Raw genomic sequence first — 17073 nt, forward strand, 5'->3', positions numbered from 1 at the left:
TCTATGGTAGGTTATGCCGCCCGACAACGACAGAGCGACGCGCATGAGCCTGTTCCTGCTCGCCGGCATCGCCACGCTGGACATCATCAACACGGTCGACCATTACCCGGCCGAGGACGAGGAATTGCGCGCAAGCGCCCGCCGCATCAGCGCCGGCGGCAATGCGCTCAACGCCGCGCGCGTGCTGACCGGTCTCGGCCATCGCGCCGAACTGCTCGCGCTGCTGGCCGATGACGATGGCGGCGGGCGCATACGCGCCGAACTGGATGCCGAACGCGTCGGTCACCGCTACGCGCCGCTCGCGGCCGGCGTAACGCCGACCTCTTACGTCGCGCTCAGCGCCGCCAACGGGTCGCGCACCATCATCCACTATCGCGACCTGCCCGAGCTACGGTACGCGCATTTCCGGGCGGTGCCGATCGAGCGCTTCGACTGGCTCCACTTCGAGGGCCGCAACGTCGCCGAAACCGAAGCGATGTTGCGTCATGCGCGCAAACGCCTGCTCGATCAGCCGATCTCGCTCGAAATCGAAAAACCCCGCCCCGACATCGAGCGGCTGATGCCCTATGCCGACGTGCTCATCTTCAGCCGAGCCTATGCGCTGGCACGGGGCCACACGCAGGCTGCCGAACTGCTGGCCGCGATGCGTCCCCACGCGCCACGTGCCAGCCTGGTCTGCGCCTGGGGCGAGGCCGGCGCCTGGGCTCTGGCGACGAACCGGCAACTCGCGCGAGAGGCCGTCCATGCGCCGGCAGTCAAGGCGGGACAGACGGTCGACACCCTCGGCGCGGGCGATGCCTTCAACGCCGGCCTGATCGCCGCGCTGGCCACCGGCGCCACCCTCGACGAAGCGCTGGCGCGGGCGGTCGCCCTCGCGGGACACAAGGTGACCGCACATGGATTCGCGCATCTTGGCAAGGCGCGCCCGTCATGAACGGCAGGCAGCCGCTGCTTGAACTGGAATCGCTCCCGGACCCGGGCAGCATCGCGCTGGAAATCGAACGGCACGGCCAGCGCCTTGCCATCGTCGTGATACGCCATCAAGGGCATGTACACGGCTATCTGAACGACTGCCCCCATCTCGGCACGCCGCTGGACTGGGTGCCGGGTGAAGTGCTCGACCGGGACGGCCAATACATCGTCTGCGCCACCCATGGCGCGAGATTCCGCATCCACGACGGCCACTGCATCTCCGGCCCCTGCCTCGGCGATCGTCTCACGCCCGTCCCCTTGCGGGTGGGCAATGGCCGCATCTACCTCGATTCGCCACCCGACATGCCCGAGGAATGACCCACATCCATCGCTGCTGGGCGGTCCCTCTCGGTCAGCAATGCCTCCAGTCGCTGCCGCAGTGCGCGCGCCTCCCCTCCGGTATACCAGTCCTGCAACCGACCACGCAGCATCGCCAGATGCGCGCTCAGCTGCGTGGCGAGATAAACCAACCCCGGCAGGGCTTCGTGTGTCCTCAGGATAGCGAAACCCTGAACGTCCTCGCGCAGGGCGGCACGCATCATGTCGCGCGCCTGCGCGCCGCAGGCGCTAGCGGCCGCATCCGTCAGCCATTCGCCAAACAGCTGTGCGTCGCGCCATTCGCCGAAATGCGTTTGCAGGGCCTTGAGAGCATCGATCACGTCGCCACATGCACCCTGCCCGTAGATCGACTCATCCGATTCCAGCAGATAGCGCAGACGTTTGGCCAGCAGCCGCGCTCGGTGCGCGGACTCGCTTTCCATCTCGGGCCAGGCTATAGACAGCGCCTCGTCCAGATCGCGCCACAAATGGCGCGCTTGTGCCCGGTAGCGGGGCACCTCGCCCTCATATTCGGCCTGATCGTCCTCGGCCAACCTGGACGCAAGCACGCGCATGCGCGCGCGCAAATCGGGATAGCGGCACTGCGCCGCTGCACGGGCGCACGCCCATTCCTCGTCTGCCGTGCGTGCCAGCTGCGCGCGCATCTGCGTCACGCCCTCGGATTCCTGACGCGTACTCCCAACGCCCAGCGTATCGAGCAACGCCAGCCAGACTTCGGCGTTGCGGGCGATATCGCTGGTACGCGAGAGTTTGCGCAGATCGCGCAGCAGTGAGCGGACACCCTTGGCGCCGTCGCGATGCAAGGCCAAACGACTGCGTATGCGTCGGATCGCGACCCTGAAGTCATGCAGGCTATCGTCGCCATCTTGCGATCGCGCCAGCCTGGCCATCGCACGATCCGCCACCTTCAATTGATGCTCGAGCAGACGACTCGTGTCGGCGGCCACCGATTTCTTACCGTCAACCATGTAGCCTCGCAGCGGATGTTCCTCTGCGAAACTTATCCTTGCCGCGGCGCCGCCACCCTGCGCCAGATCAACTTCGCGGGCTTCGGCTTGCGGATCGCTCCGCGGCACGCGCGATCGCAGGCGCCGAGGCCAGCCGGTGCGCCGCCCGGATCGGTTCCGGCAGACGGAAACGCGTGAGCGCCTGCATCACCAGCTGCGGCGCCGTTTCCTGGGCAACCCGATGACCGGGCGAAACATACAAGGGCCGCACACCTGTGCGGCTGCGCAACACGCTGCCGATACGCGCCCCATCCAGCCACAGCGGTGTACAGTCGCCGCGCCGGTCGCCGACCGCATCGTGACGGCCGATCAGACGGGATTTGCCTACGCCGATGCACGCCAGCCCCGTCAGCACGCCAAGATGAGCCGCTATGCCCAGCCGGCGCGGGTGCGCCACCCCTTGTCCGTCGCAAAACACCAGGTCGGGTACAGCGGAAAGTTGCTCGAACGCGTCCAGTACGGCCGGCAGCTCGCGAAACGACAACAGGCCGGGCACATACGGGAACCGGGTGGGATGCCGGACCAGCACCTGCTCCAACGGTTCTAGTGTGGGCCAGCTCAGCAACACGAGCGCGGCCCGCGTGACCGCCCCGCCATCCTCGAAACCGACGTCGACACCGGCCACCCGCCGCAGGGCGGGATAGGCATCGGCCAGCGAGACTTTCGCGGCGAGGCGCGTCTGGATGCGCCGCGCCTCGGCGGGCGTGACGGCCCATTCGTGGATTAAAGCCGGCTGCTGTTGCGTCATATAGTGTTGAACCACGTAATCCGTGGGCAATCCATGCGTCCGGCAGGGGTCGCCTGCCGCCATAGGCGGGCATCACAAAAGACGCCGCAGAGCGTCTGGGCATGTCGGACTTCCAAGGGCAACAGCCCGCCATACCACCAGCCAGGAGCCACCTAGTGAATCGTCACCTCAAACTCGCCTCTCTCGCCCTCGGCCTGTGCGCCCTGGGCACCACCAGTGCCATGGCCGCCACCCACAAGACGCCGCCTTGGGGTACTGGCCCGTTCAAGGTACTGCTCGAGGTCAACCAGAACAACCACGCCGAGTGGGCCATCACCATCAACAACCTGAGAACCATGGAGAAGGTCGTGGGCATGAACACTGCGCACGCCGAAGTGATCGCATGGGGTCCCGGCCTCAAGTTCCTGCTCAAGAATTCGCCTTACGCGCAGGACATCCAGAGCCTGTCCATGTACGGCGTCAAGTTTGCGGCCTGCCATCAGACCATGAAGGCGATGCACATTACCAAGGCGCAGCTGGCCAACGGCGTTACCGTGGTACCCGGCGCCATCGCCGAGATCGTCAAACGCCACAACGCCGGCTGGACCGAAATCAAGGAATGACCCCGAGGCGCCCGGTGCCCGCGTCGGGTACCGGGCGCACTACCCGCGCCCCGCCACCGCCTCTCCCCGTACCATACCGGTCACCGCCAGGCCTCGAACGCGCATGGCAACGGCCGCTGCGCGCGCCGAATTGCCGTGTGCAGCCAGCGGAATCACCCTCGATCGCCGATACGCATCCCCTCGGCCCCATCGCCTGGCTAGCCCAGGCAGAGCCGAGCGCACGGGCAAAAAAATGGCCCATGACCGGCAGGGCGCCGGTCATGGGCCAGCACGGTGAAGCAATCAGTTCCTGTAGCCGGGGCCTGTGATCGGAATGCCGTTACTCATGTATGAGATGAAGTACTCCAGGTCGCGATACTCGACGCTCTGCGGCTTGAAGGGCTTGGCCCGGACCTGCTTGTTGCAGCCGATGAAACGACGGTCGACGGTACCCAGGTTGCTCCACTTGGCGCGGTAGACCGGGAAGCCATTGAGCATGCCCAGCGCGGGGCTGAGGGTCTGCGTACGCAGCTTCTGACCGGCATGCGCCATGTGGCAGGCCGCACAGGAGAAGTTGAGCTGACCGCGCTTGGCGTAGAAGAAATCCTTGCCGCGCTCGTAAGCAGCCAGGGCAGCCGGGTCGTTGGGCACGGTCACGTGCAGCAGCTTGCCGTCGGAGGTGCTCGCCATATAGGCGGAGATCTCGGCCAGCTTGCCCTTCTGCCAGGGCAGCGGCTTTTCGCCGTTCTTGACGCGACAGTCGTTGATGGCGGACTCAAGGGTCACCACCTGCCCGGTCTGCTTGTCGAAGTAGGGGTAGTTCTGACGAATGCCGATACCGCCCTTGGGGAAGCAGCTCGCATAGGTCTTGCCATTGGCGAAGGGCTTGTCGAACAGACGCTTGCCGGCCGCGATGCCTTCATCCTGAGGCGGGAATTCCATGATGCTCTTGTACTGACTGATCGCATCCTCTGAGTTGATGCCCGGTATCCATTCGCCATCGGCATAGGCCTTGAGCGGCACGCCGGGGAAGCGTTGCTCGAAGAAATGGCGAAACGCCTTGAGGTCCTGCTCCGGGCTGGCCTGTGCCAGCACGGGCGCCCCCAGCATGGCGGCGACCACACCGACCATTCCGACAACTCCTGCTCCCTTGAACATTGTTCTCATTGCGCCTCCTTCAGATCGACAACATTTATGAATACCTTGGGCATGCCCAATGGGTTGATTATAGCCAGCCCTGTCACGAGTGCTGCAAACGTTCCATTACATCAGACCTGCGCATAGCGTACCCCACCCGCCACCCAGCGCCGAATCAGCGCATCGGTTTCCGTCGGCGCCTGCGCCACCAACCTGTGCGCCGCCTCGAGCGCGGCGGGGATCAGATCGCCGTCCTGCACCATGTCGGCCACGCGCAGCCGCGCCAGCCCCGTTTGGCGCGTCCCCAGCAGCTCGCCCGGACCGCGGATTTCGAGGTCGTGTCGAGCCACCTCGAACCCATCCTGGGTTTCGCGCATCACCTGCAGCCGCCGGCGTGCGGTCTCCCCCAGAGGGGGATGATATAGCAGCACGCAGCTCGATGCCTCGGACCCGCGGCCGACGCGACCGCGCAGCTGATGCAATTGAGCCAGACCCAGCCGCTCGGCGTTCTCCACGATCATCAACGAGGCATTCGGTACGTCGACGCCGACCTCGATCACGGTGGTCGCCACCAGCAAATCGATTCGTCCATCCTTGAACGCGTGCATCATCGCTTCCTTTTCCGTCGCCTTCAGACGACCGTGCACGAGTCCGATCGCCATTTCCGGCAAGGCCTCGCTCAGCAGCGCATGCGTCGCCTCGGCGGTCTCGCACTGCAGCACCTCCGACTCCTCGATCAGCGCGCACACCCAATACACCTGTTGGCCACGCCCGACCGCCGCGCGGATGCGTTCGACGACTTCCGGGCGACGCGTATCGGGAATGGCCACTGTCACCACCGGCTTGCGCCCCGGCGGCAATTCGTCGATCACCGAGTAGTCCAGATCGGCATACGCCGTCATTGCCAGCGTCCGGGGAATCGGGGTCGCGGTCATCACGAGTTGGTGCGGATGCAGCCCTGCAGCGGTCGCCTTTTCGCGCAACGCGAGCCGCTGGTGCACGCCGAACCGATGCTGCTCGTCTATGACCACCAGCCCAAGCCGGGCGAAGCGCACTGCGGCCTGGAACAGCGCATGCGTGCCCACCGCAAGCGCTGCGCGGCCATCGGCCAGCTCGGCCAGCATTTCGTTCCGTCGCGATTCCCGCAGCCGCCCGGACAACCAGGCCACGCGCACCCCAAGCGGCGCCAGCCAGCGCTCGGCATTGCGGAAATGCTGCTCGGCCAGCAGTTCGGTCGGCGCCATCAGCGCCGCCTGACAGTCGCCGTCCACCGCCTGCAGGCAAGCGGCGATCGCCACCACGGTCTTGCCGGAACCCACGTCGCCCTGCACCAGACGCAGCATGGGGTGCGGCCGCCCCAGATCGTGCGCGATTTCTTCGAGCACGCGACGTTGGGCGGCGGTCAGGGCAAAGGGCAGATTCGCCACGAAACGGGTGCTCAGGGCGTCGCGCTCGGGACGCGGCAATGCGGGCGCGGCCTCGGCGCGCGCCTGTGCGCGCAGACGCGCCATCCCGAGCTGGTGCGCCACCAGTTCCTCGAAGGCCAACCGTCGCTGCGCGGGATGCCGGCCGGCCATGAGTGCGGCGGTATCGACATCAACCGGCGGCGCGTGAATCAAGCTCAAGGCCTCGCTCAGGCCATAGCGCAACGCGACCGGCAACAGATCGTCCGGCAACCATTCGTGCAGTCCGCCATAGGCGCGGGCGAGTCCGATCAGACGCCGCAGAGTCGCCTGCCCTACACCTTCGGTGGTCGGATAAACCGGCGTCAGGGTCCTTTCGAGCGGCTCCGACTCCGCCGCGGCCAGTATCCGGTATTCGGGGTGGACCATCTCCAGTCCGGCCGCCCCCGCGCGCACTTCGCCGAACGCACGCACGCAGTGCCCCGGCGCAAACTGCTGGCGTTGCGTGCCGCCGAAATGAAAAAAACGCAGCGTGAGCTGGCCGCTGTCGTCGCCGATGCGGACCAGCAGCGCGCGCCGACGGCGCACCACGACCTCCGCATGCAGCACCCGCCCCTGGACCTGCACCTCCTGCTGCGGACGCAGGCCGCCGAGCGGCGTCAGCCGGCTGCGATCCTGATAGCGCAGCGGGAGATGGAACAGCAGATCCTCGACGCGCTCGATACCGAGGCGCGCGAGCCTTTCGGCAAGCCGCTCGCCCACTCCTTTCATGGCGGCGACCGGCGATTGCAGGCTCAGTGCGGTCATGAGGCGTACGGGCCGGGAGTTCGCCACACGGCGCCGGCCCAGTCGTTCAGCCGAGCACCATGACCGCTTCCATCTCCACGCCCACTCCACGCGGCAGCGCGGCCACGCCGACGGCCGCACGCGCGGGGTAGGGCTCGGAGAAGTACTCGGCCATCAGTTGGTTGACCATGGGGAAGTGGACCAGATCGGTCAGGAAGATATTCAGCTTGACCACATCGGCCAGACTGCCGCCGGCAGCCTTCGCCACGGCCGACAGGTTATCGAAGACCTGTTTGATCTGGGTCTCCATGTCGTCCCCGGCCAACTCCATGGTGGCAGGGTCGAGCGGGATCTGCCCGGAAAGATAAACCGTGTCGCCGGCGCGTACCGCCTGGGAATAGGTGCCGATGGCCTTGGGGGCCTCTTCGGTGAAAATCACTTCCTTTTTCATGACGCAAGCTCCCGTGGGTCGAAGGCGCACAGGGTACCGGGAATCCGCCGCCCGGTCACTTGCCGCGTCAGCCGCGCACGCGGGTGATCTTGGTGACCGCGGGCACCGCACGCAAGCGGCGCATGATGCGCGCGAGATGCCGCCGATCGCGCACGCTGAGCACGAAGGTCATGGTGGTTAGCATGCTGTCGCGCTCCTCGAAGGAGACGTTCTCGATATTTGAATCGGTTTCGGCGATGCGCGCCGCGATCTGCGCCAGCATGCCTCGCTGGTTGGACACCATCACCCGGATCGCAGCGGCGAATTCCCCGCTGGGCTCGTCTGCCCACTGCAGCGGCATCCAGCGGTCCGGCTTGTCGCGGAACTCGACCACGTTGCGACAGGTTTCCCGATGCACCACCAGTCCCCGCCCGGCGCTCAGCACGCCGGCGACGGGATCGCCAGGCAGCGGATAGCAACACTTGGCGAAGGTCAGCACCAAGCCCTCGCTGCCGCGGATCACCAGCGGCTTGCCGCCGCTGGCCGGCGCGTCGCCCTCGTCGGTTTCGCCCAACAGGCGACGTGTCGCCAGCGGTGCGAGGCGATTGCCGAGACCCACGTCGTTGAGCAAGGCATCCAGGTCCGCCAGCCCCCATGCGGCCAGCAATTCGGCCAGCCGCTCGGGATCGATCGATTCCAGGGTCTTGCCCGCCGCGCTCAGGGATTTTTCCATTAGGCGGCGACCGAGCGCGATGGCCTCGTCTCCCTGCAGACTCTTGAGCCGATGACGCAGGCCGGTACGCGCCTTGGCCGTGACCACGAAATTGAGCCAGGCCGGATTCGGCCGTGCCGTGGGCGAGGTGATGATCTCGACCGTTTGACCGCTTTCCAGCGCCGACGACAGCGGCGCCAGATGCCGGTCGATCTTTGCCGCAACGCAGGTATTGCCGATGTCGGAATGCACGGCGTAGGCGAAATCGACCGCCGTGGCGCCTCGCGGCAGCTCCATGATCGCGCCCTTGGGCGTGAAGATGTAGACCTCGTCGGGGAACAGGTCGACCTTGACGTTCTCCAGGAATTCGAGCGAGCTGCCCGCTCGCTGCTGCATTTCCAGGATGCCCTTGAGCCACTCCCGCGCGCGCGCCTGGGTGCCTGCGCCGGCACTACCGCCCTCGCCGGACTTGTACAGCCAGTGCGCGGCAATGCCGCTTTCCGCGACCCGGTCCATTTCCTCCGAGCGGATCTGCACCTCGATGGGAATGCCGTGCGGCCCGAACAAAATGGTGTGCAGCGACTGATACCCATTGGCCTTGGGAATGGCGATGTAGTCCTTGAAGTGCCCCGCCACCGGCTTGTAGAGATTGTGCGTGATGCCGAGCGCGCGGTAGCAGGTGTCGATGTCGGCCACCACCACACGGATCGCGAAAACATCGAAGACTTCAGCAAAGGGCATGCGCTTGCCGCGCATCTTGCGGTACAGCGAATAGAGATTTTTCTCGCGACCGACGACACGCGCCTCGATACCGACCTCCTCCAGCCGCCGGACAATGGCGGCTTCGACATTCTGCATCAATTCCTTGCGTCGCCCGCGGGCACGCTCCACCGCGCCGGAAAGCACGCGAAAACGCATCGGATAGAGAGCGGCAAAGCCGAGGGTTTCGAGCTCGCGACGCAGCCCGTTCATGCCCAGACGCTGGGCGATGGGTGCGTAGATTTCCAGGGTTTCGCGGGCAATCCGGCGACGCTTGTCGGGGCGCAGCGCGGACAGGGTGCGCATGTTGTGCAGGCGGTCGGCCAGCTTGACCAGAATGACGCGCAGGTCGCGCACCATGGCCATCATCATTTTGCGGATGTTTTCGGCCTGCGCCTCGGCATGCGATTCGAACTTGAGATGGGTCAGCTTGCTGACGCCGTCGACCAATTCGGCCACTTCCTCGCCGAAGGTTTCACGCAACTGGTCCTTGCTGACCGGCGTGTCCTCCATCACATCGTGCAGGATGGCCGCCATGATGCTGTGATGGTCCATGCGCATGCCGGCCATGACGCGGGCCACCGCCAATGGATGGAAGATATAGGGTTCGCCCGACTGGCGGTTCTGGCCGAGATGGGCCTCGGCGGCGAAAAGATAGGTGCGGTAGACCTCGCGCACCTGCTCCGGCGGCAGGTACACCTCCAACATCTTGCAGAGGTCGCTGACCAGAAAGCGCGTGGCCTCACCCCGGTTCGCGCCAGGGGCGGCATTCGGCTGTGACGGTGCTACGACTTCAACCATGGGTATCTACCGGCGCTGGCGCGCGGGGCCCGAACGGGCCTGGGGAGAGATCGTTTAGATCTCCTCCCGGACTTCCTGCTCGCTGATCGGCGATTCCAGACCGTGTTCGCGGGCAACCACCTCGTCCAGTACGCTGGAGTCGGTCAGCCCTTCCGCGATCTCGCGCAGCGCGACCACGGTGGGCTTGTCGTTCTCGAGCGGCACGCGCGGCTCTGCGCCCAAGGCAATCTGACGGGCACGCTTCGACGCGATCAACACCAGCTGAAAACGGTTGTCGACGTTGGCGAGACAATCTTCGACGGTGATTCTGGCCATGACTCAACTCCAAATAGGGCTGCCCGGACCGCAACCTGCCGCCCGGTGCATTTCGAATGGGTATAGCGATGCAGCCATCTTAATGGATGGCGCGTCCTCAAACCAGCAGATCGGAGATCAGGGTACGCAATCGCTGCCCGCGCGCCGGCAGGCGCAGGCGATTGGCGCCGAAGATGGTGATCAGTTCGCCGAGAGCGGTCTCGAAATCGTCGTTGACCACAAGATAGTCGTATTCACCGTAATGCGAAATTTCCCGCACCGCATCGCGCATGCGCCGCTCAATCACCTCGTCGCTGTCCTGGGCACGCGCGCGCAGCCGCGCTTCCAGCTCGTCCCGCGAGGGCGGCAGAATAAAAATGGACTGACAGCCCGGCAGTTGGCGACGGACTTGCTGGGCGCCCTGCCAGTCGATCTCGAGAATGACATCCTGGCCCTCGGCCAGCTGCGCCTGCACGCTGGCGATCGCGGTGCCGTAATAGTGATCGAATACCCGCGCATGCTCCAGAAAGGCGGCATCCTCGATCATGCCGAGGAAGGCGCGTTCGTCGATAAAATGGTAGTCGTGCCCGTCCTGCTCGCCGGTACGCGGTTTGCGGGTGGTGTGCGAGACCGAAATGCTGATCGTGTCCACGCGCGCGACCAGCGCCTTGACCAAGCTGGTCTTGCCGGCGCCAGAAGGGGCGGAAATGATGTACAGGGTGCCGAGGCTCAAGCGACGCTCCTGGGTTCTTGGGGCTCCAGAGCGTGCAGAGTCTAGCCTATATCGCGTCGCGACGCCCCGGGTCGTGCGCCCGGAACAGCCGTTGGTAGAGATACAGGTAGACACCCTGCAGACCTGCCGCGATCAGGAAGGGCGGCAACAGCCAGCCGGCCTGGAAGAAGGCGCCCGCCGCCACCGGGCCTATCGCCAGCGGCAGCATGATCGAAACGGTGTTGAGACTGGCGGCCAGACCGCTGCGATCCGCGCCGACCAGGCTCACGCCCAGCGCCTGACGGGCGCCGATGGTGCCCCGATTGAGTCCGGAACGCAGCACGTAGAAGGCGCCGGCCCAGGCGAAGCTCGGCGACAGGGCCATCGGGATCAGCAAAAACAGACCCACCAGCCGCGGCCAGACCACGGCGTCGACCACGCCGAAGCGCCGGCTCAGGCGCCCGGCCAGCAAGGCGGCTACACCGGTTACCGCGAAGGCGAGCCCCATCATCGGTGCGATGGCGGCCGGACCGACGCCGAAGCGCAGCTGAAACCAGTAGGCCATCAGCGGGCCGATGAGGCCGATGCCGAGACCGTTGATGGCGTTCACGCCGACCAGCCGCAGCAACAAACCGTTCTCGCGCAAGCGCCGAGCCTCATGTTCGGGGGTGGGCGACGGCGACTCGCGCCCGCGCTGCGGCGCGATGCGGTCGCGCGCGCCGAGCAACAGGCCAAAACACGCCAGCGACCCCAACAGCACGATCAGGAACAATACCCGGTATTCGGAGGCGGGCGGATGACCGTCGCCGGCCAGCCCCGGCAACATGCCGCCAAGCGCGCCCAGCGCCATGCCGAAGAATCCCAGCGCGGTATTGAGGCTGAAGACGCCGCCGCGTACCTCGGGCGCCACCTCCCCGGCCAGCCAGGATTGCTCCACCGGGGCGAAAGGGCCAGGGCTGCCGTTGGCGCCGCGGCCGAAACCGCCCACGATCGCCGCCGCCGCAAGCCATGCGGGCTGGCTGCTCGACAATGCGGTCACGGCGGCTGCCATCTGACTCAACTCGTAGGCCAGCAGGAAACGCCGCCGCCCCCAGCGGTCCGAAAGCGGTCCTAGCAGCAGCGTCAACAGGCCGCCCAGCACCAGTCCACCCATGAAGACCGCGCCGATGGCGACCGCTTTCCAGTGCAGGGCGTGCAGATACAACGCGAAATCGACCACCAGCGCGCCCTGGCCAAGGCTGCGCAGGGCGCGCGCGGCGATCAGGCGGCGCGCGTTGGCGCTCAGCGGCGCTCGTTCACCCAACGCTATTCGGCCGCCGCAGGCGGCGCTCCGCGGGCCGGGGCGAAAGGCGGGCGCGCGAACCAGACCAGCCCCATCAGGATCACGAAGATCCAGCCGGACAACCAGAAGAAATCGTTGGTCGAAAGCATGAAGGCCTGCTGCGCCACCAGCCGCTCCAGCATGCCTAAACCGGCCTGCGGCGTGAAGCCGTGCGCCTGCAGTTGATCCAGCGCGTGATGCAGGCCGGGATCGGCGCTGGTCAGATGCTCCGTCAAACGGTGGTCGTGCAGGGTCGCCCGCCGATCCCACAGAGTGACGCTGAGCGAGGTACCGAAACTCGCACCCACCGTGCGCAGGAAGTTGAGCAACCCTGAGGCGCTGGCCACGCGCGACTGCGGCAGGCCGGCCAGCGACATCGCGGTCAACGGAATGAAAAAGGTGGCGATGCCGATGCCGAGGTAGATGCGCGGATCGATCAGCTGCCAGAGATCGACCTGGGTGGTCAGACTGCCGAGCCAGAACGAACAGAAGGCGAACACCAGAAATGAGATGGTCACGAACACGCGCAGATCGACACGGTGCAGATTGCGCCCGACGATCGGCGACAGCACGATCGCCAGCAAGCCGACCGGTGCCGAGGCGATGCCGGCCCAGGTGGCGGTGTAATCGAGCTGGGTCTGCAGCCACAGCGGGAAGATCACGATGCCGCCGAAATAGACGCCGAAACCCAGCGTGATGGCCACCGCCGCGACGTTGAAATTACGACTGCGAAATAGAGTCAGGTCGACTACTGGGTGTGGGTCATACCATTCCCAGATCACGAACAGCACCAGCGCCACCAATGCGGTGATGCCCAGGGCGAGGATGAAGGTCGAGCCGAACCAGTCGTCCTGGTTGCCCTTGTCGAGCATGACCTGCAGGGCGCCGACGCCGACGATCAGCAGCCCCAGACCGATGGCGTCGATCGGCAGCCGGCGGCGCGGCGTCTCGCGATTCTTGAGCAGAGCCCAGGTGATCATGATCGAAAAGATGCCGATCGGGATGTTGATGTAGAAAATCCACGGCCAGCTGTAATTGTCCGTGAGCCAGCCGCCGAAGATAGGTCCCAGTACCGGCGCCACCACGGTGGTCATGCCCCAGATGGCCAACGCCAGACCGCGCTTGTCCGGTGGGTAGTTGTTCATCAGCAGGCTTTGCGACAGCGGGATCATCGGCCCTGCGACCGCACCCTGGAGCACGCGCAGCAGCAGCAGCAACGGGAAGCTGCCGGCGAGTCCGCAGAGCGTGGAAAACAGCGTGAACAACCCGGTACAGGCCACGAACAGCCGCACCTCGCCGAAACGCTGCGCGAGCCATCCGGTCAACGGCACGGCGATGGCCGTGGCCACCACGAAGGCCGTGATCACCCAGGTGCCCTGATCCGGGCTCACGCCGAGATCGCCCGAGATCGTCGGCACCGCGACATTGGTGATCGTGGTGTCGAGCACGTTCATGAACGTCGCCAGCGCCAGGGCGATGGTCAATACGCCCAACGTTGCGCCCTGGTAGGGCTGGACGGTTTCCTCAGCCATGTACCGGCGCGCTCTTGCCGCTGTTTGACCGGATGATGCGCGCGACCAGAGCGTCGGCGCCCTTGAGTTGCTGCGCGTAGACGTCGGTGCTCGCGCCCTTCTGCGCACGCGGCACGCTGGCGAGGCTAGCGCCCTGCTGATCGCGGATGTCGACCGTGGCGTTCATCGACAGCCCCAGGCGCAGCGGGTGCTGCTTGAGCTCGTCGGCAGGCAGGGAAATACGCACCGGCACCCGCTGCACGACCTTGATCCAGTTACCGGTGGCATTCTGCGCCGGCAGCAACGAGAACACCGAACCGGTGCCCGGCATCAACCCGATCACATGGCCGTGATAGACCACCCCGCTGCCGTAGAAATCCGAGGTCAGACGCACGGGCTGGCCGATCTTCACGCTGCGCAGCTCGGATTCCTTGAAGTTGGCGTCGACCCACACGTCGGACAGCGGGATCACGTCCATCAACGCGCCGCCGGGCTTGACCTGCTGGCCCACCTCGACGCCGCTGTCGGCGACGTAGCCGGTCACCGGCGAGACGATGCGCGTACGCGCCACATCCAGATAATCCTTGCGCACCCGCGCGGCCGCCTGCCGCACCACCGGGTTGTCGGCGAGGCGGGTGCCCGATACCGCGGCACGCGCGCCCGCGAGCTGGGCTTGGTCGAGCGCCAGCTTGTGCGCGGCCACCTGCATCTCGGTCTGCATCTGCTGCGCCTTTTCGGCCGAGGTCATGCCCTTGTGCAGCAATCGCTGCTGGCGTCTGGCATTGTCGGTTGCGAGCCGCAGCTGCGCGCGATCCATCGCCACCGTCGCCTCCAGCGCATGCACGCGAGCGAAGGCCTCGCGCACCTGACGCACGGCGGCGGCGAGCTGCGCCTCGGCCTGCGACAGCGCAACGTCCGCGTTGGCGGTGTCGAGCCGCACCAATACCTGGCCACGTTTGACGTAATCGGTATCGCGCACCTCGACCGCCACCACCGTGCCGGCCACCTGCGGCGAGATCTGGATGCGGTCGCCATGCACGTAGGCATCGTCGGTGGCGACCTGATAGCGGCCGACGAGCAGGTAATAGGCTCCCCAGACCAGACCCACGAGCACGAAGGCCGCGATGGCCAGGCGCAGGGCACGAGCCCGACGGCGGCCGCGCGGTTTTTCTTTCAATTGAGCATCATCCTGGTTCGACACCGGGTTTTCTCCTCGAAATAACGTCTGCGATGCCGCCGGCCATCAAGGGCCGACGGGAGCATTCATGCGTCTACGTGGTTCGCGCGGGCGACGGCCACCTTTCAGAGTGCCGAGACCCGCATCGGGTTCCGGGGAACGGGGAACCGGCGCCTAGTCGGCTCCCGCCTGCGCGGCCGCCGCAGAAGGTGCGGCCAGATAGCCGTTGATATGCTCGATGTCGGCCATCGACAGCGTGCCGGCGGCCTGCTTGAGCAGTAACGTGTTGATCAGGTAGTTGTACCGCGCCTGGGCATATTCGCTTTGCGCCTTGTACAGATCGGAAAGCGCCGTAAGCACGTCCAGCGAGGTGCGCGTCCCCACCTTGAAGCCCGCCTCCATCGACGCCACCGAGGCTTCGTTCGAGGCCACAGCCTGACGCAGTGCCTTGACCTGACTGATCGATGACATCACGTTCAGATAGGCCGAACGGGTCTGACGCACGGCCTCGCGCTGCTGCCCCTTGAGCAGCTCCTGGCTCTGCAGGTACTTGTATTGCGCCTGATCCGTGAGCGAGCTGACGCGCAGACCCGAAAATAGCGGCACCTTGAGCTGCAGCGCGATGCTGTCGTTGGTCGTCTGCCCGGCTTCCAGGCCTGCGTTGGCGTCGTTGTAGGCTCGGCTGGCGACCAGATTCACCGTCGGGTAATGCCCCGCGCGCTGCACGCCGACTTCCTGGCGCGCAGCGTCGGCGGTATAGCGCGCCGCGACCACGCTCAGATTCTGCTGCAAGGCGGCCTTGACCCAATCCTTGAGATTGTCCGGCTTGGGCGTGAGCAGGGGCAACGCCCGGGCCAGCGGATCGAGCTGTTCGTTCTCCTGTCCGGTCAGTACCGCAAGCGCCTCGCGGGCATTGTCGACCTGACTTTGCGCCTGAATCACGGCGGCCCGGGCCAGATCGTAGCTCGCCTTGGCCTGCTGCACGTCCGTCACCGCAACGAGGCCGACGTCATAGCGTTTTTTCGCCTGCTCCAGCTGGCGCCCGATGGCGCGCTGCTGCGCCTCGGAGTAACGCAGCTGATCCTCCGCGGCCAGCACCTGGAAGTAGGCCTTGGCGGTATTCAGGATCAGCGACTGGCTGGCAGCATCGAGCCGCGCCTGGGCGGCGGCCACGGTCTGGTCGGCCTGCTTGAGCGACAGCCAATCGCCGTAATTGAACAGCGTCTGGCTCAGACTGAGGGTATATCCGTTGCTGCCGTAATCGTAGCGGCTGTTGGGCACCGGCTGTCCGGCGATGGAAAAATTCTCGAAACGCGAGCTGTTCTGCGCCACGCTCGCCGACAGATTGACCTGCGGCAACAGGCCGGCGCGCGCCAGCGGGCGCGCCTCGCGCACGGCCTTGTATTCCTGCTGGGCAGCGGCGAATTGCGCATCGTTGACGCGCGCCTGCTGATAGACCTGCATGAGATTCGCCGCCTGCGCGCCGGTGCCCGCACCGAACGCCGCGACGCCGAATACGATTCCTGCAATCTTCATTGCCGATTCCTTCCGAGGTGAGCCGCGGCGCCGCCGCGGGCGGGTAATCGCTTCACTGGCCACCCTGCATCTCCAGCAGTTGCTGCTGCAGCGGGGTCAGTGCGGGCTTCTGCCCGACCGGTTTGGGGTTGTTCTGCTCGAGCACGTAACGCCGGTGCTGCAGATAGGCGTTGCGCAGGAACGTGTAGGGGTCGTAAGCCTGATCGAGGCTGGAATCCAGCGGCAGCAGCTGCGCCCGCTGTTCGGTGACCTTCAGCGCCGTGGCCGACCACTGCACGGCCGTGTCGGGGTAATAATAAAGCGGATTGAGATAAACGCCGTCGACCAGCGGCGACAGACTGTTGCGCAGCGTGCTCGGGCCGAAGAACGGCAGGATAATGTACGGCCCCTGCGGCACCCCCCAACGCGCCAGCGTCATGCCCAGGTCATCCTCGTGCTGGGGCAGCCCCCAGCCGCTGGCAACGTCGAACAGCCCGAACAGGCCGAAGGTGCTGTTGAATACCAGTCGGGTGAGGTCGCGCGCCGCCTGGCCGAGCTTGAACTGCAGCAAGGCATTGACCGTCACCGGCACGTCGCCCAGGTTGGAGAAGAAATTCGCGACCCGATGGCGCACGGGACGTGGCGTCACCGCCACATAGCCCTTGGCCACGGGTCGCAGCACCGCCTTGTCCATCACCATGTTGAAACGGAACATGGCATGGTTGTAGCCGCTCAGCGCGCCCGTATCCTGGCCACCCGCCTGCGTGGTGGCGCAACCGCCCAGTACCGGCAACAGCAACATTACCGCCCAATGAGCCAGGCGCTTCATATCACGCACGATCGAACATCCTCCGAGTTTGCATAGACC

Annotated in this window: 16 protein-coding genes; 3 read left to right on the forward strand and 13 right to left on the reverse strand. The window is 65.8% G+C overall.

The window, feature by feature from the left end:
• The first annotated feature begins 43 nt into the window (after window positions 1-43).
• Window positions 44-934: a PfkB family carbohydrate kinase gene (locus THPRO_RS12875; protein ID WP_038092785.1), complete on the forward strand. Its 891-nt coding sequence runs from the start codon at window positions 44-46 to the stop codon at window positions 932-934.
• The gene (locus THPRO_RS12880) at window positions 931-1290 is read left to right on the forward strand and encodes a Rieske (2Fe-2S) protein (RefSeq protein ID WP_065089722.1); all 360 of its coding nucleotides are present in this window, start codon (window positions 931-933) and stop codon (window positions 1288-1290) included. The genes THPRO_RS12875 and THPRO_RS12880 overlap by 4 nt, the downstream gene beginning before the upstream one ends.
• Here the strand turns inward: THPRO_RS12880 and THPRO_RS12885 are convergent.
• Window positions 1254-2279: a CHAD domain-containing protein gene (locus THPRO_RS12885; protein WP_145930860.1), complete on the reverse strand. Its 1026-nt coding sequence runs from the start codon at window positions 2277-2279 to the stop codon at window positions 1254-1256. The two genes, THPRO_RS12880 and THPRO_RS12885, sit on opposite strands and share 37 nt — an antisense overlap.
• Before the next feature lie 67 nt (window positions 2280-2346).
• Window positions 2347-3066, reverse strand: a complete 720-nt coding sequence (gene nfi / locus THPRO_RS12890) for a deoxyribonuclease V (RefSeq protein WP_052064615.1) — start codon at window positions 3064-3066, stop codon at window positions 2347-2349.
• Window positions 3067-3221: 155 nt separating this feature from the next.
• Here nfi and THPRO_RS12895 point away from each other — a divergent pair, with 155 nt between their 5' ends.
• Entirely contained in the window at window positions 3222-3668 is a 447-nt protein-coding gene (locus THPRO_RS12895) for a DsrE family protein (RefSeq protein WP_065089724.1), read from the forward strand.
• Window positions 3669-3950: 282 nt separating this feature from the next.
• On the opposite strand, the gene soxA is transcribed toward THPRO_RS12895, so the two are convergent.
• The 11 genes from soxA to THPRO_RS12950 form a co-directional block, all read right to left on the reverse strand.
• Window positions 3951-4814, reverse strand: a complete 864-nt coding sequence (gene soxA / locus THPRO_RS12900; RefSeq protein ID WP_052064614.1) for a sulfur oxidation c-type cytochrome SoxA — start codon at window positions 4812-4814, stop codon at window positions 3951-3953.
• A 101-nt stretch (window positions 4815-4915) separates the two neighbouring features.
• Complete coding sequence (gene recG / locus THPRO_RS12905) at window positions 4916-6994, reverse strand: ATP-dependent DNA helicase RecG (protein ID WP_065089726.1); 2079 nt, start codon at window positions 6992-6994, stop codon at window positions 4916-4918.
• Between the two features lie 46 nt (window positions 6995-7040).
• Window positions 7041-7424 carry a RidA family protein gene (locus THPRO_RS12910; RefSeq protein ID WP_038092708.1) on the reverse strand — a complete coding sequence of 128 codons (384 nt, stop codon included), beginning with the start codon at window positions 7422-7424 and terminating at the stop codon, window positions 7041-7043.
• Between the two features lie 67 nt (window positions 7425-7491).
• Window positions 7492-9675 (reverse strand): bifunctional GTP diphosphokinase/guanosine-3',5'-bis pyrophosphate 3'-pyrophosphohydrolase, encoded by a 2184-nt coding sequence (gene spoT, locus THPRO_RS12915; RefSeq protein WP_038092706.1) that lies wholly within the window; start codon window positions 9673-9675, stop codon window positions 7492-7494.
• Between the two features lie 54 nt (window positions 9676-9729).
• Window positions 9730-9990 (reverse strand): DNA-directed RNA polymerase subunit omega, encoded by a 261-nt coding sequence (gene rpoZ / locus THPRO_RS12920; protein ID WP_038092704.1) that lies wholly within the window; start codon window positions 9988-9990, stop codon window positions 9730-9732.
• A 97-nt stretch (window positions 9991-10087) separates the two neighbouring features.
• On the reverse strand, window positions 10088-10702 hold the full coding sequence (gene gmk, locus THPRO_RS12925) for a guanylate kinase (RefSeq protein ID WP_038092702.1): 615 nt from the start codon (window positions 10700-10702) through the stop codon (window positions 10088-10090).
• Between the two features lie 46 nt (window positions 10703-10748).
• Window positions 10749-11984, reverse strand: coding sequence for an MFS transporter (locus THPRO_RS12930; RefSeq protein ID WP_201786990.1), 1236 nt, complete (start codon window positions 11982-11984; stop codon window positions 10749-10751).
• 2 nt (window positions 11985-11986) lie between these two features.
• A complete protein-coding gene (locus THPRO_RS12935; protein ID WP_065089727.1) occupies window positions 11987-13534 on the reverse strand; it encodes a DHA2 family efflux MFS transporter permease subunit in 1548 nt (515 codons plus the stop codon).
• Complete coding sequence (locus THPRO_RS12940) at window positions 13527-14690, reverse strand: efflux RND transporter periplasmic adaptor subunit (protein WP_201786991.1); 1164 nt, start codon at window positions 14688-14690, stop codon at window positions 13527-13529. Before THPRO_RS12940 ends, THPRO_RS12935 begins: the two co-directional genes overlap by 8 nt.
• Before the next feature lie 174 nt (window positions 14691-14864).
• Window positions 14865-16226 (reverse strand): TolC family outer membrane protein, encoded by a 1362-nt coding sequence (locus THPRO_RS12945; RefSeq protein ID WP_065089729.1) that lies wholly within the window; start codon window positions 16224-16226, stop codon window positions 14865-14867.
• 52 nt (window positions 16227-16278) lie between these two features.
• Window positions 16279-17034, reverse strand: coding sequence for an MlaA family lipoprotein (locus tag THPRO_RS12950; RefSeq protein WP_236717338.1), 756 nt, complete (start codon window positions 17032-17034; stop codon window positions 16279-16281).
• Window positions 17035-17073: the final 39 nt, after the last annotated feature.

Source organism: Acidihalobacter prosperus (assembly GCF_000754095.2).
GTDB lineage: Bacteria > Pseudomonadota > Gammaproteobacteria > DSM-5130 > Acidihalobacteraceae > Acidihalobacter > Acidihalobacter prosperus.